Genomic DNA, 26,654 nt, shown 5'->3' with positions numbered 1-26,654 from the left:
TTTCGTCGGCACGCTCAAAGGCGTCGGCCGATGCGGGATGCGACTCGGGTGAGCCGGAACCAGTAGAAGCCGTGCCCGCCGAGGGTGAGCAGGTACGGCAGCTCACCGACCGCCGGGAAGCGGACCCCGCCGAACAGCTCGACCGGGTGCAGGCCGTCGAACTCACGGAGGTCCAGTTCCGTCGGCTGGGCGAACCGGGAGAAGTTGTGCACGCACAGGACCAGGTCGTCCTCGTACTCCCTCAGGAACGCGAGCACCGCGGGGTTGGAGGACGGCAGTTCGGTGAAGGTCCCGAGCCCGAAGGCCGGGTTCTGCTTGCGGATCTCGATCATCCGGCGGGTCCAGTGCAGCAGCGAGGAGGGCGACGCCATCGACGCCTCGACGTTGGTGACCTGGTGCCCGTACACCGGGTCCATGATGATCGGCAGGTTGAGTCGCCCCGGATCGGCCGTGGAGAAGCCCGCGTTACGGTCCGGTGTCCACTGCATGGGGGTGCGTACGGCGTCGCGGTCGCCGAGCCAGATGTTGTCGCCCATGCCGATCTCGTCGCCGTAGTAGAGGATCGGCGAGCCGGGCAGGGACAGGAGCAGGGCGGTGAAGAGCTCGATCTGGTTGCGGTCGTTGTCGAGCAGGGGGGCCAGCCGCCGGCGGATGCCGATGTTGGCGCGCATCCGCGGGTCCTTGGCGTATTCGGCCCACATGTAGTCGCGTTCCTCGTCGCTGACCATTTCGAGGGTGAGCTCGTCGTGGTTGCGCAGGAAGATGCCCCACTGGCAGTTGGAGGGGATCGCCGGGGTCTTGGCGAGGATCTCCGAGACGGGGTAGCGCGATTCGCGGCGGACGGCCATGAAGATGCGGGGCATGACGGGGAAGTGGAAGGCCATGTGGCATTCGTCGCCGCCGGACTCGTAGTCGCCGAAGTAGTCGACGACGTCCTCCGGCCACTGGTTCGCCTCCGCCAGCAGCACGGTGTCCGGATACATCGCGTCGATCTCCTTGCGGACCCGCTTCAGGAACGCGTGACTGGCGGGCAGGTTCTCGCAGTTGGTGCCCTCTGCCGCGTACAGGTAGGGGACGGCGTCGAGGCGGAAGCCGTCGATACCCAGGTCCAGCCAGAAGCGCAGGGCGGCCAGGATCTCCTCCTGGACGGCCGGGTTCTCGTAGTTGAGGTCCGGCTGGTGGGAGAAGAAGCGGTGGAAGTAGTACTGGCCGCGGACCGGGTCGTGGCTCCAGTTGGAGGCCTCGGTGTCGACGAAGATGATCCGTGCGTCCTGGTACTGCTTGTCGTCGTCGGCCCACATGTAGTAGTCGCCGTAGGGTCCGTCGGGGTTGGCGCGGGACTCCTGGAACCACGGGTGCTGGTCGCTGGTGTGGTTCATGACGAAGTCGATGATCACGCGCATGCCGCGCTGATGGGCGGCGTCGACGAACTCCACGAAGTCGGCGAGGTCACCGAACTCCGGCAGCACGGCGGTGTAGTCGGAGACGTCGTAGCCGCCGTCGCGCAGCGGTGACTTGAAGAACGGCGGCAGCCACAGGCAGTCGACACCGAGCCACTGCAGATAGTCCAGCTTGGCGGTCAGGCCCCTGAGGTCGCCGACCCCGTCGCCGTTGCTGTCCTGAAAGGAACGGACCAGGACCTCGTAGAAGACGGCTCGTTTGAACCAGTCGGGGTCGCGGTCCCTGGCCGGGGTGTCCTCGAAGGTGTCGTGGACGGGCTCGTTGACAGTCACGCTCTGGACTCTCCGATCTGCGGTGTCGGCCTGCGGACCTGGAACACGTGCGCGGGAGCCCGGCCGGGCTCCAGGCGCACATAGTTGCTTCCGCTCCAGTGGTAGGTCCGACCCGTCAGTTCGTCGTGCACGGACAGGGACTCGTGCCAGTCCAGACCGAGTTGCGGCATGTCCAACGAGACCGTCGCCTCCTGGGTGTGGTGCGGGTCGAGGTTCACGACCACCAGAACCGTGTCGTCGCCCGTGCGCTTGCTGTAGGCGATGACCGCGTCGTTGTCGGTCGGGTGGAAGCGGATGTTCCGCACGCGTTGGAGCGCGGGGTGGCGTCGCCTGATGGTGTTGAGCTGGGTGATGAGGGGGGCGAGGGAGTCGTCGCTGTCCCAGTCGCGGGTCTTGAGCTGGTACTTCTCGGAGTCGAGGTATTCCTCGCCGCCCGCGCGCAGCGGGGTGTTCTCGGCGAGTTCGTAGCCGGAGTAGATGCCCCAGGTCGGTGAGAGGGTCGCGGCCAGTACCGCGCGCAGCGCGAACGCGGGCCGGCCGCCGTGCTGCAGGTGCCCGGGCAGGATGTCGGGGGTGTTGGCGAAGAAGTTCGGCCGCATGTAGGAGGCCGCCTCACCCGACAGCTCGGTGAGGTACTCGGTGAGTTCTTCCTTGGTGGTGCGCCAGGTGAAGTAGGTGTAGGACTGCTGGAAGCCGATCTGCGCCAGCGTGTGCATCATCGCCGGCCTGGTGAACGCCTCCGCCAGGAAGATCACGTCGGGACCGGTGGCGTTGATGTCGGCGATCACGCGTTCCCAGAAGACGACCGGCTTGGTGTGCGGGTTGTCCACCCGGAAGATCCGCACCCCGTGGTCCATCCAGTGCCGCAGCACCCGCACGGTCTCGGCGACCAGCCCGTCCAGATCGGGGTCGAAGGCGATCGGATAGATGTCCTGGTACTTCTTCGGCGGGTTCTCCGCATAGGCGATGGTGCCGTCGGCGCGGTGGTGGAACCACTCCGGGTGCTTGTGCACCCACGGATGGTCCGGGGAGCACTGCAGGGCGAAGTCCAGCGCGATCTCCAGGCCCTGCTCGTTCGCCTGCCGGACGAACCGGTCGAAGTCCTCGATCGTGCCCAGGTCCGGGTGGACCGCGTCGTGGCCGCCCTCCGGCGAACCGATCGCCCACGGCACCCCGACATCCTCGGGACCCGCGGACAGGGTGTTGTTGCGGCCCTTGCGGAACGTGGTGCCGATCGGGTGGATCGGCGGCAGATAGACCACGTCGAAGCCCATCGCGGCGATCGCCGGCAGCCGCCTGGCCGCCGTACGGAACGTGCCGTGCGGCTGCTCGGGCGTGCCCTCGGACCGAGGGAAGAACTCGTACCACGAGCCGAACAACGCCCGCTCCCGCTCCACCAGCAGCGGCAACGTCTCCGACGCCGTGATCAACTCCCGCAACGGATACCGCGCCAGCACCGCGTCGACCGCAGGGGTCAGCGCCCCCGCCAGACGGGTGGCGACCGGCAGCGAGTCGTCGGCGAGCGTCTTCGCCGCGGCCAGCAGCACCACGCGCTGCGGGCCCTCCGGGACGCCCGCCGCCGCATGGGCGTACAGCTCGGCGCCCTCCTCCAGGACCAGACCCGTGTCGAGGCCGGCCGGCACCTTGATGCGGGCGGTGTGCCGCCAGGTGCTCACCGGATCGCTCCAGGCCTCGACGCGGTACGTCCAGTGCCCCTCGACGTCCGGAGTGACCTCGGCGCCCCAGCGGTCGGTGCCCGGCGCCTGCTCCCGCATCGGGGTCCACGGGCTGTGCCTGCCCTCGGGGTCGGTGAGGACGACGTTCGCGGCGACCGCGTCGTGGCCTTCGCGGAACACCGTGGCGGTGACCTCGAAGGTCTCTCCCACGACCGCTTTCGCCGGGCGCCTGCCGGACTCGACGGCAGGGCGGACGTCCCGTACCGGGATACGGCCGATGACCGGGGTGGAACTCATGCTCTCGCCTCCGTCGTGCTCGAGGCCGGGCGCTGAGGGCGCCCGGCCGGGGGTCGAAGCTGCGCCGGAAGGGTGTTACCTCCCCGCGGGGGAACGTTCTGCGGCTCGCGGTGGTCCCCGTCTGGCGGCGGCGTCCGAACGCGGGAGGTCACTCTGCTCCTGGAGATACGTCACCACGCTGCTGCGCAGATAGCGCTCGGCCGCGTCGGCGGCCTCGCGGGCGCAGCGCTTGCCCATCAGGACGCACAAGGTGTAGCCCGCGTCCTCGAAGATGCTCCTGACGGTGCGGTCGGCGGGGGAGGCCAGCATCACGCGCTCCTGGGCGCGATACCGCCGCAGTTGCCGGGCGACCTCAACTTTGGCCGGTAGCAGCATGGCGCCGTTCACCTTTCGTGCTCGACAGGATTCGAGAGAGATCCTCACTCATGGTGCATGCACGGACACCCTGCGTCTTGTTGGTGCTTCAACTACCTCGGTGGTCGCTCGTGTTGCACGAATGGCGTAGCACTCGCACTCTGGAGTCACTCTGAAGCGATCAACGCTCACGCTCCGTTGTTCGGGGCCAGGCCTCGAACAACGCAGGCCGGAAGGAGCGGGAGCTTCGCCGTGAGGAGCGACGATGAAGACCGCAGTGCCCTGCTACTACCACCTCGACGTGGAGGTCAGCCCGGAACGGGTCGGGCAGGTCAGGCGCATCCTGGCCGCCCACCTACGGCTCTGGGACCTGGAGACCCTGGTCGAGCCCGTCTGTCGTGGTGCCGTCCTGCTGCTGAAGGCCATCGACGAGCACGCGACGGACAAGAACACCTCGATCGAACTGTGGTGGAACGGCCAGCACCTGATCACCGCCGTCGCCGAGAACGACTGCGACCTGCGCCCGGACCTGGATCTCCGTGCGTGCCTCGGACGCATCGCCGCGATGAGCGACGGCTGGGGATGCTGTGCCACGGAGACCGGCAGCAAGGTCATCTGGTTCTCGCAGCGGGCCCGTTCGGGTGAGCGGGTGCCACGAGTGCCGACGGTTCCAGCGCCCGACCTGAGGGAGGTGCTTCAGGTGCCGCGCGCGATGCCGGTCGCGGCCCTGGCCGTCGGTGCCGCCGACGGCGGGAGCTGAGCGTGCCGGCATCCGGGAAGAAGCCGTCCAGGCGGCGCAAGGGGGTGCCCGCGTGGAGTGGGCGCCCCTACCCGCTGGGCGCCTCCTTCGACGGCGAGGGCACCAACTTCGCGCTGTTCAGCGAGGTCGCCGAGCATGTCGAGCTGGTGCTGGTCGACGAGAAGGGCACCCACGACGGCGTCCCGCTGACCGAGGCCGACGGATTCGTGTGGCACGGCTACCTGCCGGGGGTCGGGCCGGGGCAGCGGTACGGCTATCGGGTGCACGGGCCCTGGCAGCCCGAGCTCGGCCACCGGTGCGATCCGGCGAAGCTGCTCCTCGACCCGTACGCCAAAGCGGTGGACGGCTGCACGGACAACGACCCCTCGCTCCGCACCCCCGAGGCCGACAGCGCCGGGCACACCATGCTCGGCGTGGTCACCGACCCGGCCTTCGACTGGGGGGAGGACCGGCCACCCGGACGGCCGTACGCCGACAGCGTGATCTACGAGGCGCACGTCCGGGGCCTCACTCGCACCCACCCGGGCGTCCCGCCCGAGCTGCGGGGCACCTACGCCGGTCTCGCCCATCCCGCCGTGATCGACCATCTGACCTCGCTCGGCGTGACCGCTGTGGAGCTGATGCCGGTGCACCAGTTCGTGCAGGACGGGGTGCTCCAGGACCGCGGCCTCGCCAACTACTGGGGCTACAACACGATCGGCTTCTTCGCACCCCACAACGACTACGCCGCCCACGGCAGCCGCGGGCAGCAGGTCACCGAGTTCAAGGCCATGGTGAAGGCGCTGCACGCGGCCGGCCTCGAAGTCATCCTCGACGTGGTCTACAACCACACGGCCGAGGGCAACGAGAAGGGCCCCACGCTCTCCTTCCGGGGCATCGACAACGCCTCCTACTACCGGCTGGTGGACGGCGACTGGGGGCACTACTACGACACCACGGGCACCGGGAACAGCCTGCTGATGCGGCACCCCTACGTCCTGCAGCTGATCATGGACTCGCTGCGGTACTGGGTCACGGAGATGCACGTCGACGGTTTCCGTTTCGACCTCGCGGCCACATTGGCCCGGCAGTTCCACGAGGTGGACCGGCTGTCGGCGTTCTTCGACCTCATCCAGCAGGACCCGGTGATCAGCCGCGTCAAGCTGATCGCCGAGCCGTGGGACGTGGGTGAGGGCGGCTACCAGGTCGGCAACTTCCCTCCCCTGTGGTCGGAGTGGAACGGCAAGTACCGGGACGCGGTACGGGACTTCTGGCGCGCCGAGCCGCACACGCTCGGCGAGTTCGCGTCCCGGCTGACGGGCTCCTCCGACCTGTACCAGCACAGCCGGCGCCGTCCGCGCGCCAGCGTCAACTTCGTGACCGCGCACGACGGTTTCACTTTGCGCGACCTCGTCTCGTACAACGACAAGCGCAACGAGGCCAACGGGGAGGGCGGCCGCGACGGCGAGTCCGCCAACCGGTCCTGGAACTGCGGGGCCGAGGGAGACACCGACGACCCGGCCGTGCTCGACCTGCGCGCCCGCCAGCAGCGCAACTTCCTGGCCACCCTGCTGCTCTCGCAGGGCATTCCGATGCTCTGCCACGGCGACGAACTAGGCCGCACCCAGCGCGGCAACAACAACGCCTACTGCCAGGACAACGACATCTCCTGGATCGACTGGAGCCTGACCGGGGAGCAGCGTGAACTCGCCCGGTTCACCGGGCAGGTGATCGCCCTGCGTGCCGCGCACCCCGTCCTGCGCAGGCGCCGCTTCTTCCGCGGCGAGACCGTGACCCACGCGGGGCAGCCCCTGCCCGACCTGGTCTGGCTGCTGCCGGACGCCGGCGAGATGGCCGAGGCGGACTGGCAGCGCTCCGACGCGCACTCGGTCGGCGTCTTCCTCAACGGCGATGCCATCGCCGAACCCGACCCGCGCGGGCGCCGGGTGGTCGACGACTCGTTCCTGCTTCTGCTGAACGGCTACTGGGAACCCGTCGAGTTCCGGCTGCCGGACCGCACCTACGGCGAACGCTGGACGACTCGGCTCGACACGGCCGAGCCGCAGGGCGCCGACGAGTCCGAGCACAAGGCCGGCACCACGATGACCGTCGAGGCGCGCAGTCTGGTCCTGCTGTCCCGTCCCTCTCACGAGGCCGGGTGAGGGGCGGCCCCAGGATTCAGCCCCAGGACCGCGTCCCCGGGCTCAGCGCGCGCGGCGCGAGGTCACCGTGAACCGGGCGCCGTCGGGGTCGTGGAGGACGGCCTCGTCGTCGTTCTGCGACAGCACGCTGCCGCCGTGGGCTTCCGCGGCTTTGGCGCAGGCCGCCACGTCCGTCACCGCGAAGTGGACCTGCCAGTGCGGCCGGATCGTGGGATCGGGGGCCGATCCCAGCGCCCCCGACTCGATGCGGGCCACGATGTCGCCCCCGCTGCGCAGCACCACTTCGCCGCCCTCGTAGTGGACCTCGCAGCAGCCGGGGCGTTCCGTGGCCCAGTCGAGGACCTCCCCGTAGAAGATAGCGGCGTCGAAAGCGTCGCGCGTGTGCAGCCGGACGAAGGCCGGCTGGGCGTGGCGCCACACCTCCCAGCCGGCGAAGAGCTCGCCCTCCCAGACGCCGAAGGTCGCCCCGTCACGGTCGGACAGCAGGGCCGCCCGGCCGGGCGGGAAGGACAGCGGGCCGACCGCCAGGGTGCCGCCGCGCTCCTGCACCCGGGCCGCGGCCTCGTCGGCGCTGGGCACCGCGAAGTACGGCGTCCAGGCCACCGCCATCTGCCACATCGACGCAACCGCCGCGATACCGGCGACCGGCGTACCGTCCACCAGCGCGACCCGGAAGCGTTCGCCCAGCTCGACCGACTGCCACTCCCACCCGAGGACAGCCCCGTAGAAGCTCTCCGTGGCCTGCTGGTCGCGGCTGGTCAGGCTCACCCAGCACGGGGCGCCGAAGACATGGTGCGTGGAGACGGCGTCGGCGGTCGCGGTGGGTCGTCTCGGGGTGTGGTTCATGGCAGTCGTGTCCTGCTCTCGTCGGCCGGCGGCCACCGGGGGCGTTTCACCAGTGTCCGTCCGGAACCGCTGGGGGCGCCTGCCGAGTACCCCGGGTATGACGCCGAAACGGTGGCTCTCGCGACCTGCGGTCAGGTGGCGCGGACCCGCCCGAGTGACAGGATGGAGGGGTGTCAGCCGCACCGAACGAGCCCGCCGACGAGTCGCAGCGGGTCTTCGAGCTTCAGGAGCAGGTCGACCAGATGAAGGAGGCCATCGCCTCCCACGCTGTCGTGGACCAGGCCATCGGCATGGTCGTCGCACTGGGCAGAGTCACTCCGGACCTGGGCTGGGAAGTGCTGAAAGACGTCTCCCAGCACACCAACATCAAGCTGCGCAACGTCTCGGAACTGATCCTCATCTGGGGACGCACGGGAGAGATGCCTCCCGAGGTCCGGGCCCGACTCGAAGAGGCCCTCGACCGCCACGGCCCGACGCAGATCCCGGGGGCACCGTCGGAGTGACGGCGCCCGCGGGGCTCAGCCGGCGTCGGTCAGGACCTCCTCGCGCAGCTGGGCGAAGCACGTGCTGAGCAGCCGGGAGACATGCATCTGCGAGATGCCGAGCGTTTCGGCGATGCCGCTCTGTGTCATGCCGCGGAAGAAACGCAGGTACAGGATGGTCCGCTCGCGCTCCGGAAGGGCTTCCAGAGCGGGTCTGGCGGCCACGCGGTCGACGATCACGTCGTAGCCGGGGTCAGGGCCGCCGAGCGCGTCGGCCAGGGCGTAGCCGTCGGTGCCCGGCATCTCGGCCTCCAGCGACAGCGCCGAGAAGCACTCCAGGGCCTCCGCGCCAGTGCGCACCTCGTCCTCGGTCAGCTGTGCCCGCTCGGCGATCTCGGCGATCGTGGGGGCCCGGCCGGAGATGGTCTGGGAGAGCTCCTTCGAGGCCTGCCGGACCCGGTTGCGCAGATCCTGCACCCGGCGCGGTACGTGCAGCGTCCACATGTGGTCGCGGAAGTGCCGTTTGATCTCACCGGTCACGGTCGGCACCGCGTACGCCTCGAAGGCGCTGCCCCGTGCCGGGTCGTAGTGGTCGACAGCCTTGACGAGGCCGAGGGCGGCCACCTGGTAGAGGTCCTCGAGGGATTCCCCGCGGCCCCGGAACCGGACGGCGATGCGCTCGGCCATGGGGAGCCACAGCTCGATCAGCTCGTCCCGCAGCGCCTTGCGCGCCGGGCCGTCGGGCAGCCGTGCCAGGCGCTCGAAGGCCTCATTCGTGTCGGGGGCGTCGTCGTGGGGATGAGACTTCGTTCTGGTGGCGACCGGCATGTCGCGCACCTCCCTGAGCGGGTGCCGGGTGGACAGACACCGTGGGAGGAGAACGCCTTCGCGGAGACATCCGGGACCCGCTCGGCGGACTCCCACGGACGTGCCTCCTGTCCGAAGCACTTCCTTGCGAATTCCCGCTTTCGAGTGAAATAAAACAGAAAGTACCGGTAGGTCGTTGATGCCCCTGCAGGGGTCCTGCTTGACCTGCCCTTGGTCGAGATAACTCTTATGCAGAGGTAATCTGGCCGTGTGGACGAACAGACCCTCCCGGAAGAGCTGGCCGACGCACTGGTCGGCGTCCAGCGGCTGCTCAGGCGCAGACTGCGCGCCGGACTGACCGCACCGCGGCTGCGCGGCGCCGAGGTCGAGCTGCTGCGCCTTGTCGAGTCGCGGCCGGGAATCGGCGTCTCCGACGCCGCCAAGGAGCTGTACCTCGCCGGAAACTCCGTGTCGACCCTGGTCAACCAGCTGGTCAGGGGGGGACACCTGATCCGTGAGACAGACCCCGCCGACCGGCGCGCCGCCCGTCTGCTGCTCACCGACAAGGCCGAGACGCGACTGCGTGACTGGAAGCAGCGCCGGATCGCACTCGTCGGACGGCAGGTCGCCCGGCTCGACGAGGCCGACCAGGAGGCCCTGCGTGCCGCACTCCCGGCGCTGCGCGCGCTCGCCGTCAATCTGCACGAGGAGGCCGAGGAGTCATGACACCGCACGCCGACGAAGCCGTGAGCTGCACGGGGCTCGCTTACACCTTCGGTGAGACGACGGCCGTGGACGGACTGGACCTGACCGTCGAACAGGGCGAGGTCTTCGGACTGCTCGGCCCCAACGGCGCCGGCAAGACCACCGCCATCCGCTGCATCACCACCCTGCTCCCCGTCCCGGCGGGCATGGTCCGGGTCTTCGGCCGTGACACCGCCCAGGACGCGATGGCTGTACGGCGTCTGCTCGGTTACGTCCCGCAGCAGCTGTCCGCCGACGCCAACCTGACCGGTCGGGAGAACGTCGCCCTGTTCGCCCGCGTCTTCGACGTGGCCCGAAAGGAACGCGCCGAACGCGTCGGTCAGGCCCTCGCCGCGGTCGACCTCACCGACGCTGCCGACCGGCTCGCGGGCACCTACTCCGGCGGCATGGTCCGCCGGCTGGAGCTCGCCCAGGCCCTGGTCAGCGCGCCGCGGCTGCTGATCCTCGACGAACCGACCATCGGCCTCGACCCGATCGCCCGCACCGGCGTGTGGGAGCACATCAACGCCGTACGCGAGGCGACCGGCATGACCGTCCTGGTGACCACCCACTACATGGACGAGGCCGACCAGTACTGCGACCGCGTCGGTCTGATGCACCGGGGCCGCATCCGCGCCCTCGGTACCTCCGCCGAGCTCAGACGCGGACTCGCCGAGAGCCGCGGCACAGACGCCCTGCCGAGCCTGGAGGACGTCTTCCGTGACGTCGCCGGCAGCGGACTCGAGGACGAGGGAGGGGATTTCCGCGATGTCCGAAGCACCCGCCGCACCGCCAACCGTGTCGGCTGACCCGAGCGCCATCCATCTGCTGCTCCGCCCGCCGGAGCCCCGCGCGGGCTGGCGCGTGCTGCCCGCCCGGGTCGTGGCGATGTGCGCCGTCGAACTCCAGAAGCTGCGGCACGACCGCACCGAGCTCTACACCCGCGCGGTCCAGCCCGCCCTGTGGCTGCTGATCTTCGGCCAGACCTTCACCCGCATGAGGGCGATCCCCACCGGCGGCATCCCCTACATCGACTACCTGGCGCCCGGCATCATCGCCCAGTCCGCGATGTTCATCGCGATCTTCTACGGCATCCAGATCATCTGGGAGCGCGACGCGGGCATCCTCAACAAGCTCCTGGTCACTCCGACCCCGCGCTCGGCACTGACCACCGGCAAGGCCTTCGCGGCCGGGGTGAAGTCGCTGATCCAGGCCGTCGTCGTCATCCTCATCGCCGCCCTGCTCGGCGTGTCCCTGACCTGGAACCCGCTCAAACTCCTCGGAGTCGGGGCGATCGTGATCCTCGGCTCGGCGTTCTTCTCCTGCCTGTCGATGACCATCGCCGGCATCGTGCTCAGCAGGGACCGCCTGATGGGCATCGGACAGGCCATCACCATGCCGCTCTTCTTCGGCTCCAACGCCCTGTACCCGCTGTCGATCATGCCGGGCTGGCTCCGGACGATCAGCAAGGTGAACCCCCTCAGCTACGAAGTCGACGCCCTGCGCGGCCTCCTCCTGGGCACGCCCGCCCATCTGGCGCTCGACTTCGGGGTGCTGGCGGTGGCCGCCGCGCTCGGCATCACCGCGGCCTCCTCGCTCCTCGGCCGGCTGGCCCGTTGATCATGCGCGGGGAACGTGATGTGCGGCACGCCCGGGGAAGGGTTTTTCCGGCCACCCGGGGGATTCTTCCTGCGCACGGCTTGATCAGCGATCAAAGGGGGTGAAGTACCTGGCCACAGCGCATTCTGCTCATTTGACAGTGCATTGAGCACACAGATAGGAAGCAGCTCTCTGAGGTCGATGAGGTGCACTGTGTACGAGCCGAACGTGGTCGGGGACTGGCTGGAGTACGACGAGCATGCCGGTCTGCGTGTCCGCGTCCACCGTCTGGAGGCGGCCGAGCCGCCGCGTGGACGCGACGACGCCGCTGAAGGTCTCACCTACTTCAGCGTCCGGGTGACCGTCGAGAACCGCGGCGAGCGGCATCCCACCGTCCACCTGGAGGACGGCCAGATCGACGTGCGGATCGGTTCCGAGGGCGAGAGCGCCTTCATCGACTGGCGCAACTCGCAGTTCGTCGAGGGCTTCGACGTCTATCCGCTGCGCCGCGTCACCGCCGTGCTGTTCGCGGCGGGACCGGAGGCGAGCCTGAACCAGATCGACGTGCAGATCCAGCTGCGGGTCGACGACGAGTGGGCCGACCGGCGGCTGTGGGCGGGCGGCATCGGCCTCGACGAGGGAACCGCTCACCCCGGCGTGGGACGCGAGGGCCTGGCCTGCCAGGTGAGCAACTTCCTGCGGGACCAGGCCGAAGAGGGCACTGCCTGATCCCGCGCCCGCTTCAGTGCGGGATGCCGTCGATGATCTCGCGGGCCCCCTGGCGCAGCAGCGCCACGGCGACCGAGGTGCCCAACGTGGCCGGGTCGAGCCGGCCCGCCCACTCGTGGGCGTTCAGCCGGGTCTTGCCGTCCGGGGTGAACACGCAGGCCCGCAGGGAGAGTTCGCCGCCGAGGTCCATGCGCGCGTACCCGGCGATCGGGCTGTTGCAGTGACCCTGAAGGACATGCAGGAACATGCGCTCCGCGGTCGCCTCCCGGAACGTGTCCGGGTCGCCCAGCGCGCTGACCGCGTCGATCAGCTCGGAGTCGCCCTCCCTGCACTGAAGGGCGAGGATGCCCGCGCCGATCGGGGGCATCATCGTCTCGGGGGAGAGGATCTCGCTGATCACGTCCTGGCGGCCGATGCGTTCCAGCCCGGACACCGCGAGCAGCAGCGCGTCCGCCTCACCGGCCGCCAGCTTCGCGAGGCGCCTGTTGGCGTTGCCGCGGAACGGCACGCACTCCAGGTGCGGATGGGTCGCGGCCAGCTGGGCCACCCGGCGCACCGAGGAGGTGCCGATGCGGGTGCCGTCCGGCAGCTCGTCCAGGGTGAGTCCGCCCGGGTGGATGAGGGCGTCACGGATGTCGTCCCGCTTCAGGAACGCCGCGAACGTCGTGCCCGCCGGGAGCGGCCGGTCGGCGGGTACGTCCTTCACGCAGTGCACCGCGAGATCCGCCTCGCCGGCCAGCAGCGCGGCGTCGACCTCCTTGGTGAACGCGCCCTTGCCCTCGACCGCGGACAGGTCGCCCATCCACTTGTCACCGGTCGTCTTCACCGGCACGACCTCGGTACGCACACCGGGATACAGGGCGGTCAACTCGCCGCGGACACGCTCCACTTGGGCCAGCGCCATCGGCGAGTCACGGGAGACGACGCGAATCAGTTCCGGGAGGGACATGCGGGACACGATAGACCCTGCGGCGGGCCGGTGTTTGACGCTCAGGGAGCAACGGGTAGGAAGTAACGCTCCTTCTGCTCGACGCGTGCGCTGGTCCGGTCGTCATCGGCAGCCCGGCTCCGGGGCGTCCATCGCTTTCGCTTTGAACGGCCGCCTGCGCGGTACGGCGCTGAACGGCCACACCAGCACCACGAGCGCCCCCACCGTGAACAGCCCGCCGGCCAGGAACGCGCCACGCGTCCCGGCCAGGGGCACCAGCCCGCCCCCGAGCAGGGCACCGGCGGCCACGCCCACGTTGAACGCCGCCGAGTTGGCCGCCAGGGCCGTCTCGGTGCGCCCCGGGGCGACACGCAGCACCTGACTCTGCGTCGCCATGAACGTCGGCGCCACCGAGGCCCCCAACAGCATGAGCAGCCCCACGGTCGCCGCCTGGCTCCTCCCGGCCACGCACAGCCCGACCAGGGCCACGGCCTGCCCCGCCACCGGCACGGTCAGCGTCGCCCGCGGAAAGCGGTCCAGCAGGGGCCCCGCCACCGCGACCCCGGCCAGCGCCGCCGCCCCGAACGCCAGCAGTACGGCGCTCACCGCGTCCCGGCCGAACCCGCTCACGTCGTCCAGGAAGGCGACGACGTACGTGAATCCGGTGAACGCCCCCGTCACCGACAGCGCGGTGGTGGCGAGCACGACCGCGAACCGGCGCCGGTCGGGGGCGGCACCGTACGCCCCGTGGCTCTCCCCCGGAGGGGAGGTCGGCAGGAGGACGGCCACCGCGACCAGGGAGACGACGGCGAGCGCCCCGAGCACCGCGAACGGCATCCGCCAGCCGCTGTGCCCACCGAGCCAGGTCCCCGCCGGCACTCCCGCCACCGTGGCCAGCGAACCCCCGACCGAGAGCAGTCCGATGATCCGGCCCCGCCGCTCGGCCGCGAAGAGTCCGACCGCGGCCGGCCCCATCACCGCCCAGAACAGCGCCTGCGCCATCGCGGTCGCCACCCGGGCTGCCAGCAGCAGGCCGTACGACACGGCGGCGAGCGCGGAGATCCAGCACGCCGCCGCGAGCACCACGAGCAGGCCGGTCATCAGATGCCGGCGCGGCACGGACCGGGTGACGTGGGCCAGTGGCAGCGAAGCGACGGCCACCGTCAGTCCGTAGCCGCTGACCAGCGCGCCCACCGCCGTGAGGGAGACCCGCAGATCGTCCGCCATCAGGGGCAGAAGGCCCACCGGGAGGTTCTCGGCGGTGTTGAACGTGAACGCCGCCAGCATCAGCGCCGCGACGACGACGGCCCTGCGCCAGGGGGTCGGACGTGCGCTGTCCATTCAAGTACCTTCCGGGGCAGGGGAGTCGAGGACGGCAAGCGTGCGGCGCCGACGACGGCGGTTCCACTCTTTCGGTCCAGGACGAATCACCGACCGCCGCCAGGGAGCCCGACGTGCCGCTGACCCTGCTTCTTGGGAACGACGACCTCAGACGGTGCCGTTTCGCCGTCTCCCCGCTGTGCCAGACCCACGAGGCGCTGCGCATGCTGCGCCGGTCCGCCCGGCACGGCTACCACCGGGACTGGCTGCGCCGCGCGGCGCCCACCGTGGCGGGGCTCGACCTGACCCCGCTGTGGCTGTTCATCCCTGCGGTCGGCGGGTACACCCCCGACTTCCTGGGGCCGCCGCCCGAGGACCCCTATCCCCGCTTCGAGGACGAGCTGGCCCGCGTCCGCGCCATCGACCCCGCCCTGGCCCACGCGGAGATGGCCCGCTCGCTCGCCTGCACACCGGGGCTCGCCGAGTCGCCGCGCGGGCGGGCCGCCCTGGACGACCCGGCCGCGACCGTACGGCGTCTCGCCGACCTGACCGAACAGGCCTGGCACGTACTGGTCGCACCGGACTGGGCACGCCACCGTGCCGTTCTTGAGGCCGACATCGCCCACCGGTCCCGGCAGGTCGCCGACGCCGGACTCGACGCGCTGTTCACCGGACTGCATCCGGACGTCGACTGGACCGACGGCACCCTCACCCTTCCCGTCCGCGGGGACATGACGGACGCCCAACTGGCCGACGGGCGGGGCGTGCTGCTCATGCCGAGTGTGTTCGTCTGGCCGGACGTGGTGAGCGGCTTCGCCCGGCCCTGGCAGCCGACGGTCATCTATCCCGCCCGCGGCATGGGCGCACTGCGCACCGACGGGGTACCGCGTCCGCCGGAGGCGCTCGCCCGGCTGCTGGGGCGCCAGCGCGCCGCGGTCCTGGCCGGGATCGGGGAGCCGGCCTCGACCACCGACCTGGCCCGCCGCCACGGCCTCGCCCCGTCGACGGTCTCCGCCCATCTGTCGGTCCTGCGCGAGGCGGGCCTGCTCGGCGCGCGGCGGCAGGGCCTTCACGTGCTGTACGAGCGGACGGCGCTGGGCGACGCGGTGGTGACCGGCGCCCGGGCGAGCTCCTAGGAGGCGAGCGGCTCGCTGAGTTCGACCGCGCGCAGGGCGGCCGCGAGGGCCTGCTCGTCACCGACGTCCAGGGCCGTGTCGGTCAGTTTGATGACGTGTTCGTCGCCGTGGGCCAGCGCCCGCTGCAGGACTTCCTCGGGCGACAGGCGGACGGGCGGGACGTGGGCGACGGGTTCCGCGGGCGCGTACATCGCGGTGACCGCCGCCGACGCGGTCCAGGCCGCGCGCAGGCTGGGCGCCCACTGGTCCCGGGGGAGCGAGTCCAGGGCCCGCAGTACGGCGTTGGGGGCCGTCGCCGCGTGGACGAGCATGGTGGGCTCGCCATGGCCGTGGGTGGCGTAGCGGTGGGTCGCGGCGCGGACGAGTTCGGTGAGCCGCTCCCTCGCGGTGTCCGGGTCGGTGACCTCGTCCGCCCAGACGGGCAGTCCCCGCACGGCGGCCAGGCGGTTCCGGAACCCCAGGTGCCCCGGCTCGATCGCGGGTACGGCGTCCAGGGCCGCCGTCGCGGTCCTCGCACCCGGCAGCGCCACGAGAGAGGTCACCGGCTGGTGCCGCGCGGCCCAGTAGCCCAGAGCGTGAGCCAGTTCGGTGACCCGGGGCGCGTTCTCCTCGGCGGCCACGGCGCGGACGGCGTGGCCGACCCGTATGACCGTGTGGGTGGCGCCGCCGTACAGACCGGGCAGCAGGCGCGGCCACCATTGGGCGAGGACGTCCTTCCAGGGGCGTTCGGCGAGCGTGCGGGAGAAATGGTCGGTCCAGTCCGCGACCCGGCGCGGATCCCCCAGTGCCGAGAGCCAGTTGTCGTCCGTGACGGGGGCCGTGCGGTCGGGGAAGTCCTCCAGCCGGTCCCGGTAGAGGTCCAGCCAGCGGTGCACCGAGTCCGACTGCCCGTGCGCGGCGAGCGCCTCGACGACCATGGGGGCGTGATTGGACAGCCAGCCCTCTCGTTCCGGGCCGGACGCGTGGACGCGGTCCAGCGCCTCTTCGAGGTGCCCGCCGGTGTCGCTCGGAACGGGCCGGTCGCTGATGTCCTTCGGTTCGGTGGCGTCTCTCGTGTCCATGCACGGGACGCTATGCCGCACACCGGCGGGGCTGGATCGGGCGCGGGGCGGAGGCCGTGCGGACCTGAGTCCTAGGTCCCGCGCCCGATCGTCAGGCCGGGGTCAGGCGTTGGGGTCGAAGCTGATCCCCGACGGCTTCGCCGACGTCAGGTGGTTGGCGAAGTTGGCGTCCTTGAGGCCGAAGTTGGCGCTGCCGAAGTCGTACGCGCTCAGCTTGTCGCGCAGCCCGGCCGGGTAGCCGTTCCAGCCGACCAGCGGCGGGTACTGCCAGGTGCCCTTGGCGTTCTCCGGCGGCTCGTCGCCCGAGTTGGCCAGGCGGAAGCAGTGCGTGCTGATGCCGTCCTTGTGGTAGACGATCTTCGCGTGCGTGCCGTCGAAGCGGACGCCGGACGCCGCGCTCACCGTGAACGAACCGTGGTTGGACGTCGAGACGTACTGGACCGCGCCGTTCTGCACCCAGATCACGACGTGCTCCCAGTCGTGGCGGTGCCCGCCGATGCTGCTGTTGGCCACGGCCTGGTCCTTCTCGAAGTACAGGCCGTACAGGTAGGCGCACCAGCCGTTGTTGCACTTGTAGCGCGAGTACGTGTTGGTGTTGTCGAGGTCCGAGGCGTCATGGCAGTCGCCGCTGAGTGAACCCGTCGGGTTGAGGCCGCCGTTGATCGTGCCGTCGGGGCCGATGGCCGGGGACGAGTAGCAGCCGTCGGTGTCGTAGTCGAAGGCCGGCTGGTAGGTGTACTCGGCGCTCTCGGCGTTGGCGGGCAGCGCCTTGGGCGGAGCGGCGAACGCGACGGAGGGGAAGGCCACCACGAGCGCGGCGGCGCCGGCCAGGCCGGTGAAAAGCCTCGCGCGGTGCTTCTTGAACGACGGTGACGCCACTGCGTCCTCCTCGGGTCCGGGCGCAGCCCAACGGCTGGGGGTTACTGGGGAGTTCAGCTTCCCTGCTTTTCATGTACGCGCCAAGAGGCTGAACACATCGCTCCGGTTACGGCTCGCCCAACATCCGGATCATGGACGTGCGTCGGGGAGGTCGGCGGCGGACTCCTCCGGCGCGAGATCCGGTCGCAGCCGCAGCCAGGACGGCTGACGCAGCAACCCCGCCCGGGTACGGGTGCTGTAGCGGACCTCGCCGACCAGCCGGGGCAGCACCCAGCGCGCACCGTGGACCGGCGGGGCGGGATCGAAGGGGCACACGTGTGTCGCGGCGGTGGCCAGCAGCGCGGCGAGTTCGGTCCGCTCCGGCTCGCTCCAGCCGGTGCCCACACTCCCGACGTACCGCAGCCGTCCCGCGGCCCGCTGTCCCACCAGCACCGCGCCCGGCAGACCCGTGAGGCGTCCCTTGCCGGGCAGCCAGCCGCCCACGATGACGTCCTCGCTGCGCATGTTGCGAATCTTGACCCAGGCCCGGGAACGCACCCCCGGCTCGTACACCGAGTCCAGCCGCTTGCAGACCAAGCCCTCCAGACCGTGCTCACGCGTGGCACGCAGCGCCTGCTCGCCGTGACCGACGAGGGCGGCGGGCGTCGACCAGTGGGGCCCGGTCAGGCCCAGCGCCTCCAGCCGTGCGCGCCGCTGCACGTAGGGCAGGGGCAGGAGGGACCGGCGCCCCAGGTGCATCACGTCGAACAGCACGAGATGGACAGGGACCTGGGCCGCCCGGCGCGCGGCCCTCCCCGGGGCGTGGGCCAGCCCCATCCGCGACTGCAGCAACTGGAAGTCCGCGCGCCCCTGTTCGTCCAGTGCCAGGACCTCCCCGTCGAGCACGGCCGCCGTCGAGCCGAGGACACCGCCCAGCGGCCGCAGTTCGGGATAGGCGGCGGTGATCTCCTCCCCCGACCGGGCACGCAGCACCACGGAGCCGTCCCCGCCGAGACGGACCACCACCCGCTGGCCGTCCTGTTTGGTCTCGTACGCCCACCGCGCGTCCTGCGACGCGGGCGGCAGGGTGCCGGGTGTGGCCAGCATGGGCGGGATCGTCGGGAGGGTCACGGGTGAGTTGTCGACGCGAGCACCGACCGTCACGCGCCCCGCGCGCCGGTTTCCCCTGAACGGGCGCTGTCCGAGGAGCTGTCAGGCGGCGACGAGGGCGGGGAGGCGGGCCTTCGGGAGTCCGTCACGTGTCCTGGTACAAGGTGGACGACGGTGCCGTCCGGGTCCCGCAGGGACCGGGGGTTCGAGGATCCGGACGCCCTGTGCGGCAAGGCGTGCGTCCACTCCGGCGGAGTCGGGTCAGCGTTCCTCGGGCGGCAGCGCCTGGACCAGCCCCGACTGGTAGGCCATGACGACGAGCTGGGCGCGGTCCCGGGCACCGAGCTTCGTCATCGCACGGTGGACGTGGGTGCGGACCGTCAGAGGGCTGACGAAGAGCTTCTCCGCGATGCCGTCGTTGGAGTGGCCTTCCGCCACCCAGGCCATCACCTCGCGTTCCCGGGTGGTGAGGCCGGTCAGGTCGTCGGCGGCGGCGAGCCGGGTGCCCAGCCCCGGGGCCGAGAGGAAGCGGGTGATCAGGGTGCGGGTGGCGCCGGGGGAGAGCAGGGAGTCGCCGGCCGCCACGGTCCGGATGCCGTCGAGCAGAACCTCGGCGGTGACGTCCTTGCCGAGGAACCCGCTGGCCCCGGCCCGCAGCGACTGCGCGACGTACTCGTCGATCTCGAACGTGGTCAGGATCAGCACCCGCGTGTCGGACAGCGCGGTGTCCGCGCAGATCACCGACGTCGCGGCCAGGCCGTCGGTCCCCGGCATGCGGATGTCCATCAGGATCACGTCGGGCCGGTGGATGCGCGCCAGATCGACCGCCGCGGCGCCGTCGGCGGCTTCCGCGACCACCTCCATGTCGTCGCAGGAGTCGATGAGGATCCGGAAGGTGGCCCGCAGCAGGGCCTGGTCGTCGGCGAGCAGTACGCGGATGGTCATGGGGTCCGTTTCTGACGTTCCGTGACGGCGGGGGACTGGGGGAGCCGAGGGTGACCCGCCACGTCCGGCCGGTCGAGGCCGGGGCGGCTCGCGCCGCCGGAGGGGAACGCGGGGGACCGCGGTGCGGACGTCATGGCGACGACCGCACGGACAGGGTCGTCGGCGTGGCGCCGCAACGGGATGCTCATCCGCTCTCCGGTCGTGTCCTCGAACCATGGTCGCCGATGCCCGCCGGGTGCTGCCGCCGCGAGTGGTCCGGGCGGATGAGCGGCACGCCCCACGACGGCGGTCCGGGCGGCTCCCAGTCTTCCCCGGTCCGGGCCGGCGCGTCGTCGTACCTCCGCCGACAAGCGCACTACTGAGAACGCAGTACGCGCCGGGAGCCGTGTCCTCCCTGGGCAGGACACGCATGCCTGACGGCCGCCCGGACGGCGGCCGTCAGGCGGGCAATGTCAGCGCCCCGACGGCATCCCGGCCGACCTCTCCGCGGCTACCGGTGCCGAGATCTCCGACGGGACCGCCGCGCGCGGGCGCGGGATGAAGGAGGCGAGGGCGAAGGCGAGGAGCGCGGCACCCGCGCCGACCGCCATGACGGTCTTGAAGCCGTTCTCGGACGGCAGCGCGTAGCCGCCGAGGTCGATGGTCATCTGGGCCAGGACCACACCGGCGATGGCGCTCGCGCAGGACGTACCGATGGAACGCATCAGGGTGTTGAGGCTGTTCGCGGCCGCCGTCTCCGAGGCGGGCACGGCGCCCATGATGAGCGCGGGCATCGAACCGTACGTGAATCCGATGCCGGCACCGATGACGCAGGAGACCAGCACCAGGTGCCACACCTGGGACATCAGCACGATATTGATGCCGTACCCGCAGGCCACGATCAGTGCGCCGATCATCAGCGTCACCTTCGGGCCCTTGGCCTTGGAGACCATGGCGGAGACCGGGGCCAGAGCCATCATCACCAGTCCGGAGGGAGCCATCACCAGGCCGGCGGTCAGCAGGGGCCGACCCAGGCCGTAGCCGGTCTGCGTGGGCAGCTGGAGCAGCTGCGGCAGGACCAGAGACATCGCGAACATCGAGAAGCCGATCGCGATCGACGCGAGGTTGGTGAACAGCACCTGGCGACGTGCGGTGGTGCGCAGGTCCACCAGCGGCTGGGTGGTGCGCAGTTCGAAGAAGCCCCAGGCCAGCAGGACGATCACGGCCGCGGCGAACAGGCCGAGCGTGGTGCCGCTGGTCCAGCCCCAGTCGGCGCCCTTGGAGACGGCCAGCAGGAGGGAGACCAGGCCCACGGCCATCCCGACCGCGCCGACCGCGTCGAAGCGGCCGCCGGTGCGCACCCGGGACTCCGGCACGAACGCCAGGACGAGGACGAGGGCGATCGCACCCATTCCGGCCGAGCTCCAGAACAGGAAGTGCCAGTCGAAGTTGTCCGCGATCAGCGCGGCCGTCGGCAGCCCGAGGGCACCGCCGACCCCGAGGGAGGCGCTCATCAGCGCGGTCGCCCCGGCCAGACGCTCCGCGGGCAGTTCGTCGCGCATGATGCTGATGCCGAGCGGGATGACACCGGAGGACAGGCCCTGCAGGGCGCGGCCGACGATCATCGGGACCAAGGCGTCGCTGAGTGCGCAGACGACCGATCCGGCCACCAGCATCACGACGCTGACCAGCAGCATCCGGCGCTTGCCGAACATGTCGCCGAGACGGCCGACCATGGGGGTGGCCACGGCTGCCGCGAGCAGCGTCGCCGTGACCGCCCAGGCGGTGTCCGAGGCCGGGGCGTCGAGCAGCTTGGGCAGTTCCGGCACGATCGGGATGACCAGGGTCTGCATCAGCGACACCACGATGCCGGCGAAGGCCAGGACCGCCACCACCGCGTTGGGCCGGGGCGGGGTCACCACGGCACCCGCGTCGGCGGATCCGGTGGGAGCGTCGGACATGAATGAGCCTCCATGGCAGGGCAGGGGGCCGACAACTCGGCCGAAGTTAAGTCAGGTGCTTGACTTAGCTTACGGGGCCCGGCTGTCCTGTCCGTGCACTGATCGCCGGAGCCGAGGAGGACCTGTGTCCTGGAGTGAGCGCCACTCCCCGGCGTGTCCAGCGCGCTGCGGGTCGGCGCCGGAGCCCGGTCCTGCCTGCGTCGGGCGCTCGCTCGCGCGGTGCTGCGCACCGTCCTGGACGTGCTGTTGCGTAGGCTTTCGGCACTGGAGCCCGCCGCACCGCCGGCGGACCTCGGGCGGCTCGGGGGACTGGCCGTCGGAGGGCTCGGCGAAGTCCCGGTGCGGTGGTGAGCATGGCGGGCAGGACGGTACGCGAGGAACAGGTCAGTGCGACCCGGGAGTTGATCCTGACCGCGGCGGAGCGGCTCTTTGCCGAACGTGGCGTCCTCGCGGTGTCCAACCGTCAGGTCGGCGAGGCCGCGGGGCAGGGCAACAACACCGCCGTCGGATACCACTTCGGCACCAAGGCCGACCTGGTCCGGGCGATCGCCCGCAAGCACCACGTCCGCATCGAGGAGATCCGCGCCAGGCTGCTGGACAGGGCGGGCGACTCCACGGACGTACGCGACTGGGTGGACTGTCTGGTCCGGCCCGTGCCCGAACATCTCGCGGCGCTGGGCAGTCCCACCTGGTTCGCCCGGTTCTGCGCCCAGGTCATGACCGACCCGGTCCTCCAGCAGATCATGGTCGAGGAGTCGATGGCCTCGCCGTCGCTCCGGCGGATCGTCGACGGCCTGCACCGGTGCCTGCCCGAGTTGCCTGCCGACGTCCGTGCCGAGCGGTCCGAGATGGCCCGTCATCTGATCGTGCACATGGCCGCGGACCGTGAACGGGCCCTCGCCGAGAACACCCCGACCCCCCGAGCCACCTGGCACGACGCCGCCACCGGTCTCGGTGATGTCGTGGTCGCCATGTGGACGGCTCCGGTCACGCCCACCCGATGAAGGGCTCCCGTAGGCACCGCAAGGGCTGTTGCTTGAGTTAGGCAAGGGAGCGCTAAGGTGGGAGAGCGTGCCCCCTCACGAACGGTCTTGTGCCATCGCTTGTTCTTCGCAGGGAGTCCCGGCCTTCAGGGCCGGGTGGGAATGCGATCCTCGGTCTGGAGGCGCGTAGTGCCGGAGATCCCTGCTCCTCGGGGTGACGGTCGGTCAGGCTGGGCGTTTCTGGTTCTCGATGTAGTCCTTGACGATGCTCAGGGGTGCGCCGCCGCAGGACCCCGCAAAGTAGGACGGGGACCAGAACACGGATCCGGTGCCGATCTGGTTGATCCGGCTGGTGTACTCCGCGCGCAGATATCGGGAGCTGACGCCCTTGAGGGAGTTGACGAGCTTGGACAGGGCGATTTTCGGCGGGTAGTGCACGAGCAGGTGGACGTGATCGCCTTCGCCGTTGAACTCCCGGATTTCCGCGCCGAAGCTCTCGCACACGTCCCGCATGATCGCTTCGCAGCGCGTCAGCATGTCGTCGTTGAAGATCTCACGCCGGTATTTAGTGACGAACACCAAGTGGGCGTGGAGGTTGTAGATGACGTGGTTACCCCGTCTGATATCGGGATCTGGTTCCCAGCGCGGTGACATGCGCCAAGTATATTAGGATCGAGTGGACTTGACCGGAGGGGGCGGGCTGGATGATCCGTGCGTACAAGTTCCTCATGCGGCCCACCGTCCGCCAGGAGCAGGCGCTGGTCGAGATGCTGCGGGATCACTGCTCTGTCTACAACGGGGCGTTGCAGGAACGCCGTGACGCCTGGCGGCATGCCTCCAAGACCACCGTCAGGTACGGGATGCAGTCCGCGCAGCTCAAGGAGATCCGGGCGTTCGACCCGGAGCGTCAGGGCCGCTGGTCATTCAGTTCGCAGCAGGCAACCCTGCGCCGTCTCGACAAGGCGTTCGCCGCGTTCTTCCGCCGGGTCACGTCCGGCGACACCCCGGGATATCCGCGTTTTCGCGGGGTGAACTGGTTTGACACGGTGGACTTCCCCAAGGACGGGGACGGCTGCCGGTGGGATTCCGCCCCGCACGACCGGGTCACCCGGGTCCGCTTCCAGGGCGTCGGGCATGTGAAGGTCAACCAGCACCGCCCGGTGGTGGGCAAGGTCAAGACCGTGTCGGTAAAGCGCGAGGGGCGAAAGTGGTTCGTCGTACTGACCGCTGAGCAGGACCAGCCCGAACCCCTGCCCGCGACCGGCTCCGTGGTCGGCATCGATCTGGGCATCGCGAACTTCCTCGCCGACTCCAACGGCGATTTCGTACCCAACCCGCGCCACGGCCGCCGTGCAGCCGCGAAACTCCAGGCAGCGCAGCAGGCCCTGTCCCGGTTCCCCCGCTGCAAGGTGAAGGACCGGACCGTCAACCACCAGCGCGCGGTGGACAAGGTTGCCCAGCTGCACGGCAAGGTGCGTCGCCAGCGGCTCGACCACGCACACAAGACGGCGCTCGGCCTGGTCCGCGCACACGACGTCATCGCGCACGAAGACCTCAAGATCCGCAACATGAGCAAGGCCCCCGCACCGAAACCCGACCCCGACCAGCCGGGCACCTTCCTGCCCAACGGGGCCGCCACGAAGGCCGGGCTCAACAAGTCGATCGCCGATGCCGGATGGGGGGTGTTCCTGACGATCCTGCACGCCAAGGCTGAAAGCGCCGGACGGGAAGTGATCGCCGTTAATCCCCGCAACACCTCCCGCACCTGCCCCGAATGCGGGCACACCGCGAAGGAGAATCGGCCCACACAGGAAAAGTTCCACTGCGTCTCGTGCGGCCACACCGCCCACGCCGACACCGTGGCAGCCACCAACGTATTACGGGCCGGGCTGGTCCGTCGCAATGCCAACCCGGCGTAACGAGAAGCCCCCGGCTTCAGGCGAGGGAGGAGTCACGTACGGCAGCTCCAGTGAGAGACCGGCACTCGCCCGCGGTGCCGGCCAGCGCCTCCTGGTCATCGCGGGCGACTCGGAGGTGGCGGAACTCCTCTGTGCCACGCTGGAGTTGGCGGGCTACCGGGTGGTCGGGGCGGCGACCGCCGCCGACGGCCTGGCGCGCCTGGCCCGTGAACGGTTCGATCTGGTGGTCGTCGACGTGGCACTGCCGGACGTGGCGGGACTGGGCCGTACCCGGCCCGCCCTGGTCCGCCGTCCGCCCGTCCTTCTGCTGGTCGACTACGAGTCGCTGGCCCAGATCGTGCCCGAACTCGGCCTGGGGGAACGGGACTACGTCACCAAGCCGTTCCGGGTGGCCGACCTCCTGGCCAGGGTGCAGGTCCTGCTGCGCGGCACGGGAGCGGGACCCGCCCGGGGCGGCGGGCTGTGCTACCGCGAACTCGTCCTGGACGACAGTCTGTGCGAGGCCCGGCGTGGACCGCGCTCCCTCGACCTGACGCCCGCCGAATACCGGCTTCTGCGCCATCTCCTGGTCAACGCCCACCGAGTGCTGTCCAAGGAGCAGATCGGCCGGTACGTCTGGGGCGACCACCGCGGCGACAACGCGATCGAACAGCTCGTCTCCCGGCTGCGGCGCAAGGTGGACCGGGACGCACCCGAACTCATCCACACCCGCCGCGGCTTCGGCTACTGGCTGGGACGCGCCGACGTCGAGACCTGAGGTTCACCGCAGACGGGACGGCGTGGGGGTCGGTGCGTCCGCAGCGGGCGGATCGTCGTGGGGCACCAGCAACTCCCCGAGGGCACCCAGCAGTTGACGGTGCTGTGATCTGGGTCACGTCAGCTTCCCGTCAGGTTGTTGAGGGGATGGCGTCAGCCCTGTCTGTTTGCATGCGCTCATCGAGGCCTCGACCACTTCGCCCCGGCACTCCGCCTCGTCCGGCGGAGCCCCCACCACCGAGGAGAACCATGGCCGTCACTCCGGCCGGTCCCGCGCATGACATGACGGACACCGCCCCCGAGTTCCCCATGTCCCGCGCCGCCCGCTGCCCCTTCGACCCGCCGCCCGCCCTCAGGGAACTCCAGGAGAAGGGGCCCTTGGCGAAGGTCCGCCTGTGGGACGGCAGCGAGCCGTGGCTGGTGACCCGCTACGCCGAGCAGCGGGCGATCCTGGCCGATCCCCGGGTCAGCGCCGACACCGACCGGCCCGGCTATCCGTCCAAGGCCAGTTCCGAGGCCGGTGAGGGCAAGCTCAGCTTCATCATGATGGACGACCCCGAACACGCCCGGCTGCGCCGGATGGTCACGGCACCGTTCGCCATCAAGAGGATCGAAGCCCTCCGGCCCGCCGTGCAGCGGATCGTGGACGGACTGATCGACGACCTGCTGGCCGGCCCCCAGCCCGCCGACCTCGTCGAGGCGTTCGCGCTCCCCCTGCCCTCACTGGTGATCTGCGAACTGCTCGGCGTGCCCTACGACGACCACGCGCTGTTCCAGGAGAACACCAGGACGATGGTCCGCACGACCGCGACTCCCGAGGCGCGCAGCGCGGCCACCCGGGAGATCGCCGGCTATCTGTCGGGCCAACTCGCCGAGCGGTTCACCGAGCCCCGGGACGACCTCCTCACCGGCATCGCCGGACGTGTCACCGCCGGCGAGCTGACGCACGGCCAGGCCGTGGAGATGGCGCTGCTCCTGCTGATCGCGGGACACGAGACCACCGCGAACATGATCGCGCTCGGTACCGCGGCCCTCCTCGAACACCCCGACCAGCTCGCCCTGTTGCGCGACACGGACGACCCCGCACTGATCGCCTCCGCGGTCGAGGAACTGCTGCGCTACCTCCACATCACCCACCAGGGGCGCCGCCGCGCGGTCACCGAGGACATCGAGATCGCCGGGCAGGTCATCAAGGCCGGCGAGGGCGTCATCATGGTCAACGAGACCGGCAACCGCGACCCCCGGGTCTTCGACGACCCCGACCGCCTCGACATCACCCGCGACGCCCGCCGCCACGTCGCCTTCGGCTTCGGCGTCCACCAGTGCCTGGGCCAGCCCCTCGCCCGTATGGAACTCCAGGTCGTCTACGGCACCCTCTACCGGCGCATCCCCACCCTGAAGTTCGCCCGCGCCCTGGAGGACGTGAAGTTCAAGCACGACGCGTTCATCTACGGCATCCACGAACTGCCGGTGACCTGGTGACGGCCTGCCGTCCCGGGTACGAACGACAACCACGAGAGAGGTAGGGGA

The 26,654-nt window shown here is 70.4% G+C and carries 26 protein-coding genes; 13 read left to right on the top strand and 13 right to left on the bottom strand.

Annotated elements, in window-relative coordinates; translation table 11 throughout:
- Window positions 1-14: 14 nt before the first annotated feature.
- The 3 genes from treS to OHT57_RS03610 form a co-directional block, all read right to left on the bottom strand.
- Window positions 15-1,733, bottom strand: coding sequence for a maltose alpha-D-glucosyltransferase (gene treS / locus OHT57_RS03620; protein ID WP_328744425.1), 1,719 nt, complete (start codon window positions 1,731-1,733; stop codon window positions 15-17).
- A complete protein-coding gene (locus OHT57_RS03615) occupies window positions 1,730-3,706 on the bottom strand; it encodes an alpha-1,4-glucan--maltose-1-phosphate maltosyltransferase (protein WP_328744424.1) in 1,977 nt (658 codons plus the stop codon). Before OHT57_RS03615 ends, treS begins: the two co-directional genes overlap by 4 nt.
- Before the next feature lie 75 nt (window positions 3,707-3,781).
- Window positions 3,782-4,081, bottom strand: coding sequence for a DUF5133 domain-containing protein (locus tag OHT57_RS03610; protein WP_328744423.1), 300 nt, complete (start codon window positions 4,079-4,081; stop codon window positions 3,782-3,784).
- Between the two features lie 244 nt (window positions 4,082-4,325).
- Between OHT57_RS03610 and OHT57_RS03605 the strand changes: the two genes are divergently transcribed.
- Window positions 4,326-4,820 (top strand): pep a2, encoded by a 495-nt coding sequence (locus OHT57_RS03605; protein WP_328744422.1) that lies wholly within the window; start codon window positions 4,326-4,328, stop codon window positions 4,818-4,820.
- A 44-nt stretch (window positions 4,821-4,864) separates the two neighbouring features.
- The gene (glgX, locus tag OHT57_RS03600) at window positions 4,865-6,961 is read left to right on the top strand and encodes a glycogen debranching protein GlgX (protein ID WP_328753108.1); all 2,097 of its coding nucleotides are present in this window, start codon (window positions 4,865-4,867) and stop codon (window positions 6,959-6,961) included.
- Window positions 6,962-7,003: 42 nt separating this feature from the next.
- On the opposite strand, the gene OHT57_RS03595 is transcribed toward glgX, so the two are convergent.
- Window positions 7,004-7,807 carry a VOC family protein gene (locus tag OHT57_RS03595; RefSeq protein ID WP_328744421.1) on the bottom strand — a complete coding sequence of 268 codons (804 nt, stop codon included), beginning with the start codon at window positions 7,805-7,807 and terminating at the stop codon, window positions 7,004-7,006.
- A 170-nt stretch (window positions 7,808-7,977) separates the two neighbouring features.
- On the opposite strand from OHT57_RS03595, the gene OHT57_RS03590 reads away from it, so the two are divergent.
- The gene (locus OHT57_RS03590; protein WP_328744420.1) at window positions 7,978-8,310 is read left to right on the top strand and encodes an ANTAR domain-containing protein; all 333 of its coding nucleotides are present in this window, start codon (window positions 7,978-7,980) and stop codon (window positions 8,308-8,310) included.
- A gap of 15 nt (window positions 8,311-8,325) precedes the next feature.
- Here the strand turns inward: OHT57_RS03590 and OHT57_RS03585 are convergent, their stop codons facing one another.
- The gene (locus OHT57_RS03585; protein ID WP_328744419.1) at window positions 8,326-9,117 is read right to left on the bottom strand and encodes an RNA polymerase sigma factor SigF; all 792 of its coding nucleotides are present in this window, start codon (window positions 9,115-9,117) and stop codon (window positions 8,326-8,328) included.
- A 249-nt stretch (window positions 9,118-9,366) separates the two neighbouring features.
- Here OHT57_RS03585 and OHT57_RS03580 point away from each other — a divergent pair, with 249 nt between their 5' ends.
- The 4 genes from OHT57_RS03580 to OHT57_RS03565 all read left to right on the top strand — a co-directional run bounded on the left by OHT57_RS03580 (window position 9,367) and on the right by OHT57_RS03565 (window position 12,168).
- On the top strand, window positions 9,367-9,822 hold the full coding sequence (locus OHT57_RS03580) for a MarR family winged helix-turn-helix transcriptional regulator (RefSeq protein ID WP_328744418.1): 456 nt from the start codon (window positions 9,367-9,369) through the stop codon (window positions 9,820-9,822).
- Entirely contained in the window at window positions 9,819-10,649 is an 831-nt protein-coding gene (locus OHT57_RS03575; RefSeq protein WP_328744416.1) for an ABC transporter ATP-binding protein, read from the top strand. Before OHT57_RS03580 ends, OHT57_RS03575 begins: the two co-directional genes overlap by 4 nt.
- A complete protein-coding gene (locus OHT57_RS03570) occupies window positions 10,609-11,460 on the top strand; it encodes an ABC transporter permease (protein WP_328744414.1) in 852 nt (283 codons plus the stop codon). Before OHT57_RS03575 ends, OHT57_RS03570 begins: the two co-directional genes overlap by 41 nt.
- 192 nt (window positions 11,461-11,652) lie before the next feature.
- Window positions 11,653-12,168: a hypothetical protein gene (locus tag OHT57_RS03565; protein WP_328744413.1), complete on the top strand. Its 516-nt coding sequence runs from the start codon at window positions 11,653-11,655 to the stop codon at window positions 12,166-12,168.
- A gap of 13 nt (window positions 12,169-12,181) precedes the next feature.
- On the opposite strand, the gene hemC is transcribed toward OHT57_RS03565, so the two are convergent.
- Together hemC and OHT57_RS03555 are read right to left on the bottom strand one after the other, a co-directional pair.
- Window positions 12,182-13,117 (bottom strand): hydroxymethylbilane synthase, encoded by a 936-nt coding sequence (gene hemC, locus OHT57_RS03560; protein ID WP_328744412.1) that lies wholly within the window; start codon window positions 13,115-13,117, stop codon window positions 12,182-12,184.
- A 102-nt stretch (window positions 13,118-13,219) separates the two neighbouring features.
- Entirely contained in the window at window positions 13,220-14,437 is a 1,218-nt protein-coding gene (locus OHT57_RS03555) for an MFS transporter (RefSeq protein WP_328744411.1), read from the bottom strand.
- Between the two features lie 113 nt (window positions 14,438-14,550).
- Between OHT57_RS03555 and OHT57_RS03550 the strand changes: the two genes are divergently transcribed.
- On the top strand, window positions 14,551-15,552 hold the full coding sequence (locus OHT57_RS03550; protein WP_328744410.1) for a DUF5937 family protein: 1,002 nt from the start codon (window positions 14,551-14,553) through the stop codon (window positions 15,550-15,552).
- Here the strand turns inward: OHT57_RS03550 and OHT57_RS03545 are convergent.
- The 5 genes from OHT57_RS03545 to OHT57_RS03525 all read right to left on the bottom strand — a co-directional run bounded on the left by OHT57_RS03545 (window position 15,549) and on the right by OHT57_RS03525 (window position 21,466).
- The gene (locus tag OHT57_RS03545) at window positions 15,549-16,613 is read right to left on the bottom strand and encodes a questin oxidase family protein (RefSeq protein ID WP_328744409.1); all 1,065 of its coding nucleotides are present in this window, start codon (window positions 16,611-16,613) and stop codon (window positions 15,549-15,551) included. The genes OHT57_RS03550 and OHT57_RS03545 overlap by 4 nt on opposite strands.
- 102 nt (window positions 16,614-16,715) lie before the next feature.
- Window positions 16,716-17,492 carry an NPP1 family protein gene (locus OHT57_RS03540; RefSeq protein WP_328744408.1) on the bottom strand — a complete coding sequence of 259 codons (777 nt, stop codon included), beginning with the start codon at window positions 17,490-17,492 and terminating at the stop codon, window positions 16,716-16,718.
- Window positions 17,493-17,621: 129 nt separating this feature from the next.
- Window positions 17,622-18,602, bottom strand: coding sequence for an ATP-dependent DNA ligase (locus tag OHT57_RS03535; protein ID WP_328744407.1), 981 nt, complete (start codon window positions 18,600-18,602; stop codon window positions 17,622-17,624).
- 240 nt (window positions 18,603-18,842) lie between these two features.
- Complete coding sequence (locus OHT57_RS03530; protein ID WP_328744405.1) at window positions 18,843-19,526, bottom strand: response regulator transcription factor; 684 nt, start codon at window positions 19,524-19,526, stop codon at window positions 18,843-18,845.
- A 452-nt stretch (window positions 19,527-19,978) separates the two neighbouring features.
- Complete coding sequence (locus OHT57_RS03525; RefSeq protein ID WP_328744404.1) at window positions 19,979-21,466, bottom strand: MFS transporter; 1,488 nt, start codon at window positions 21,464-21,466, stop codon at window positions 19,979-19,981.
- A gap of 153 nt (window positions 21,467-21,619) precedes the next feature.
- On the opposite strand from OHT57_RS03525, the gene OHT57_RS03520 reads away from it, so the two are divergent.
- Both OHT57_RS03520 and OHT57_RS03515 read left to right on the top strand, forming a co-directional pair.
- Window positions 21,620-21,817: a hypothetical protein gene (locus OHT57_RS03520; protein WP_328744403.1), complete on the top strand. Its 198-nt coding sequence runs from the start codon at window positions 21,620-21,622 to the stop codon at window positions 21,815-21,817.
- A gap of 2 nt (window positions 21,818-21,819) precedes the next feature.
- The gene (locus tag OHT57_RS03515; protein WP_328744401.1) at window positions 21,820-22,470 is read left to right on the top strand and encodes a TetR/AcrR family transcriptional regulator; all 651 of its coding nucleotides are present in this window, start codon (window positions 21,820-21,822) and stop codon (window positions 22,468-22,470) included.
- A gap of 204 nt (window positions 22,471-22,674) precedes the next feature.
- Here OHT57_RS03515 and tnpA read toward each other — a convergent pair whose 3' ends face one another.
- Window positions 22,675-23,103: an IS200/IS605 family transposase gene (gene tnpA, locus OHT57_RS03510; protein WP_328744400.1), complete on the bottom strand. Its 429-nt coding sequence runs from the start codon at window positions 23,101-23,103 to the stop codon at window positions 22,675-22,677.
- Between the two features lie 50 nt (window positions 23,104-23,153).
- Between tnpA and OHT57_RS03505 the strand changes: the two genes are divergently transcribed.
- The 3 genes from OHT57_RS03505 (at window position 23,154) to OHT57_RS03495 (ending at window position 26,606) form a co-directional block, all read left to right on the top strand.
- Window positions 23,154-24,368: an RNA-guided endonuclease InsQ/TnpB family protein gene (locus tag OHT57_RS03505; RefSeq protein WP_328744399.1), complete on the top strand. Its 1,215-nt coding sequence runs from the start codon at window positions 23,154-23,156 to the stop codon at window positions 24,366-24,368.
- Window positions 24,352-25,125: a response regulator transcription factor gene (locus OHT57_RS03500; protein ID WP_328744398.1), complete on the top strand. Its 774-nt coding sequence runs from the start codon at window positions 24,352-24,354 to the stop codon at window positions 25,123-25,125. Before OHT57_RS03505 ends, OHT57_RS03500 begins: the two co-directional genes overlap by 17 nt.
- Before the next feature lie 248 nt (window positions 25,126-25,373).
- Complete coding sequence (locus OHT57_RS03495) at window positions 25,374-26,606, top strand: cytochrome P450 (protein ID WP_328744397.1); 1,233 nt, start codon at window positions 25,374-25,376, stop codon at window positions 26,604-26,606.
- The last annotated feature ends 48 nt before the right edge of the window (window positions 26,607-26,654 follow it).

It is taken from the genome of Streptomyces sp. NBC_00285, from assembly GCF_036174265.1.
Taxonomy (GTDB): Bacteria; Actinomycetota; Actinomycetes; order Streptomycetales; family Streptomycetaceae; genus Streptomyces.
This window is presented reverse-complemented; position numbering and strand designations above follow the sequence as displayed.

What these genes read in the sequence shown, in the direction of transcription:
- OHT57_RS03615 (WP_328744424.1), bottom strand. Translation starts at nt 3,706, where the DNA reads ATGAGTTCCACCCCGGTCATCGGCCGTATCCCGGTACGGGACGTCCGC.
- OHT57_RS03610 (WP_328744423.1), bottom strand. Translation starts at nt 4,081, where the DNA reads ATGCTGCTACCGGCCAAAGTTGAGGTCGCCCGGCAACTGCGGCGGTAT.
- OHT57_RS03605 (WP_328744422.1), top strand. Translation starts at nt 4,326, where the DNA reads ATGAAGACCGCAGTGCCCTGCTACTACCACCTCGACGTGGAGGTCAGC.
- OHT57_RS03595 (WP_328744421.1), bottom strand. Translation starts at nt 7,807, where the DNA reads ATGAACCACACCCCGAGACGACCCACCGCGACCGCCGACGCCGTCTCC.
- OHT57_RS03585 (WP_328744419.1), bottom strand. Translation starts at nt 9,117, where the DNA reads ATGCCGGTCGCCACCAGAACGAAGTCTCATCCCCACGACGACGCCCCC.
- OHT57_RS03575 (WP_328744416.1), top strand. Translation starts at nt 9,819, where the DNA reads ATGACACCGCACGCCGACGAAGCCGTGAGCTGCACGGGGCTCGCTTAC.
- OHT57_RS03570 (WP_328744414.1), top strand. Translation starts at nt 10,609, where the DNA reads ATGTCCGAAGCACCCGCCGCACCGCCAACCGTGTCGGCTGACCCGAGC.
- hemC (WP_328744412.1), bottom strand. Translation starts at nt 13,117, where the DNA reads ATGTCCCTCCCGGAACTGATTCGCGTCGTCTCCCGTGACTCGCCGATG.
- OHT57_RS03555 (WP_328744411.1), bottom strand. Translation starts at nt 14,437, where the DNA reads ATGGACAGCGCACGTCCGACCCCCTGGCGCAGGGCCGTCGTCGTCGCG.
- OHT57_RS03545 (WP_328744409.1), bottom strand. Translation starts at nt 16,613, where the DNA reads ATGGACACGAGAGACGCCACCGAACCGAAGGACATCAGCGACCGGCCC.
- OHT57_RS03530 (WP_328744405.1), bottom strand. Translation starts at nt 19,526, where the DNA reads ATGACCATCCGCGTACTGCTCGCCGACGACCAGGCCCTGCTGCGGGCC.
- OHT57_RS03525 (WP_328744404.1), bottom strand. Translation starts at nt 21,466, where the DNA reads ATGTCCGACGCTCCCACCGGATCCGCCGACGCGGGTGCCGTGGTGACC.
- OHT57_RS03515 (WP_328744401.1), top strand. Translation starts at nt 21,820, where the DNA reads ATGGCGGGCAGGACGGTACGCGAGGAACAGGTCAGTGCGACCCGGGAG.
- tnpA (WP_328744400.1), bottom strand. Translation starts at nt 23,103, where the DNA reads ATGTCACCGCGCTGGGAACCAGATCCCGATATCAGACGGGGTAACCAC.
- OHT57_RS03505 (WP_328744399.1), top strand. Translation starts at nt 23,154, where the DNA reads ATGATCCGTGCGTACAAGTTCCTCATGCGGCCCACCGTCCGCCAGGAG.
- OHT57_RS03500 (WP_328744398.1), top strand. Translation starts at nt 24,352, where the DNA reads ATGCCAACCCGGCGTAACGAGAAGCCCCCGGCTTCAGGCGAGGGAGGA.
- OHT57_RS03495 (WP_328744397.1), top strand. Translation starts at nt 25,374, where the DNA reads ATGGCCGTCACTCCGGCCGGTCCCGCGCATGACATGACGGACACCGCC.